This is a genomic window from Methanocrinis sp., assembly GCF_049974945.1.
Lineage (GTDB): Archaea > Halobacteriota > Methanosarcinia > Methanotrichales > Methanotrichaceae > Methanocrinis.
The window spans coordinates 1-1,572 of the sequence record NZ_JBNGCU010000186.1; the positions used below are offsets into that span (position 1 = coordinate 1).

A 1,572-nucleotide genomic window follows, 5' to 3' on the forward strand; every position below is an offset into this window, starting at 1 on the left:
GTCCTCGAAAAGAACAAGCGGGGAAAGAAGATCATCCTCCCCGTCTCCGGTGAGCAGATGCAGGTCCCCGAGAACGTCCGCGTCATCGGGACGATGAACACCGCCGATCGGTCCATCGCCCTCCTCGACACCGCCCTCCGGCGCCGCTTCGGCTTCATCGAGGTGATGCCGGACGCGTCGGTACTGGGCGATTCTGTCGTCGGCGGGGTCCATCTCGGCGAATGGCTCAGTGCCCTCAACCGCCGCATCTGCGAGAGCGTCGGGCGCGACGCCCGAAACCGGCAGATAGGCCACTCGTACCTGATGGAGGACGGAAAGCCGATATCGAACCTTTCGAGCTTCTCTCGGGTCGTACAGGACGAGATCATCCCTCTCCTTGAGGAGTACTGCTACGAGGAGTACTCGACCCTTGAGAAGATCCTGGGCGGGGAGGTCGTAGACGTCCAGAAACAAATGATCCGATGCGAGATCTTTGAGGGTTCGATTGATGGCGAGTTCGTCCGGGCCATGTCGAAGATCTCGAAAGACGGATCTCCACTTTGCCCTTCGCCGATCTCAGGATCATCAGAGCCGGCGGATGGCGAGAGCGATTCAGAGGAAGCCCCAGACGAGGAGCGAACCGATGGCTGAAGATCCGATCTCAGTTTATCTTTCAGAGTGGGAGAGCCGAGGTCCGGAGTCAGATAAAAGTCTGGAGGGCGTTTTCCTCAGGGATGATCCATCTATCCGGAAAACGGCTCAGTACCTATCGGAAAAAGGAATGCTGGAGATATCTGAGCTTCGAAAGGGCATCTTGATCAAATCAAACTCCTACGTCGGAAGGGTAAAGCTCGGCAACCTCCAGATCACCATCCGCCCGAAGATCGAGGACGCACCATTCCTCCAGCTCCTCAGGTACGCCTACGGACTACGAGACCTCCGGCTCTTCGGCCGGACAGATTATCCCCCCGAGTCCCGAACCTTCCAAGACCTTCTCATCCACCAGCTGGCTGCAGAGGCGAACGAGCTGATCTCCCGGGGTCTGCACAGAAAGTACGTCCGCCTCGACGAGACCCTCTCCAGCCCTCGGGGCAGGATCGACATAAAGAGGATAGCACGAGATGGAGGGATCGCCCAGGCCGCTCTCCCCTGCACCCACCACCCCAGGCTCGAAGACTGCCTCGTAAACCAGATCCTCCTGGAAGGCCTCCGCCTCGGCGCAAGGCTCACGGGCGACCTAACTCTGCGGTCCAACCTCCGCCGTCTTGCCGGGCTGATGCAGGACGGGATCTCTCCGGTCAGGCTGGACCTGGAGACGATGGCCCGGCTGGGCCGCCAGATGACGAGGCAGACGGCGGCCTATCGGCCTTCGATATCGATCATTGAGATCCTCCTCGCCGCCCAGGGTCTCTCCCTTGATGACGGCGAGCGAGAGCTTGCGCTCCCCGGCTTCCTCTTCGACATGAACCGATTCTTCCAGGCGCTTCTTTCCCGTTTTCTCCGTGAAAACCTGGCCGGATGCTCGATCCTGGACGAATGCCGGCTCCGGGGGATGATCACCTACCTTCCGGGCAGAAACCCCCTTAATCGGCG

General features: G+C 60.1%; 1 protein-coding gene and 1 pseudogene. Both read left to right on the forward strand.

Features of this window, described 5'->3' with window-relative positions; all coding sequences use genetic code 11:
• Positions 1 to 630, forward strand: a pseudogene (locus tag ACP5EL_RS10400) (AAA family ATPase); the annotation flags it as partial.
• Between the two features lie 130 nt (positions 631 to 760).
• Positions 761 to 1,572: McrC family protein (locus ACP5EL_RS10405; RefSeq protein WP_428402440.1), on the forward strand; the 812-nt coding region annotated here is incomplete at its 3' end.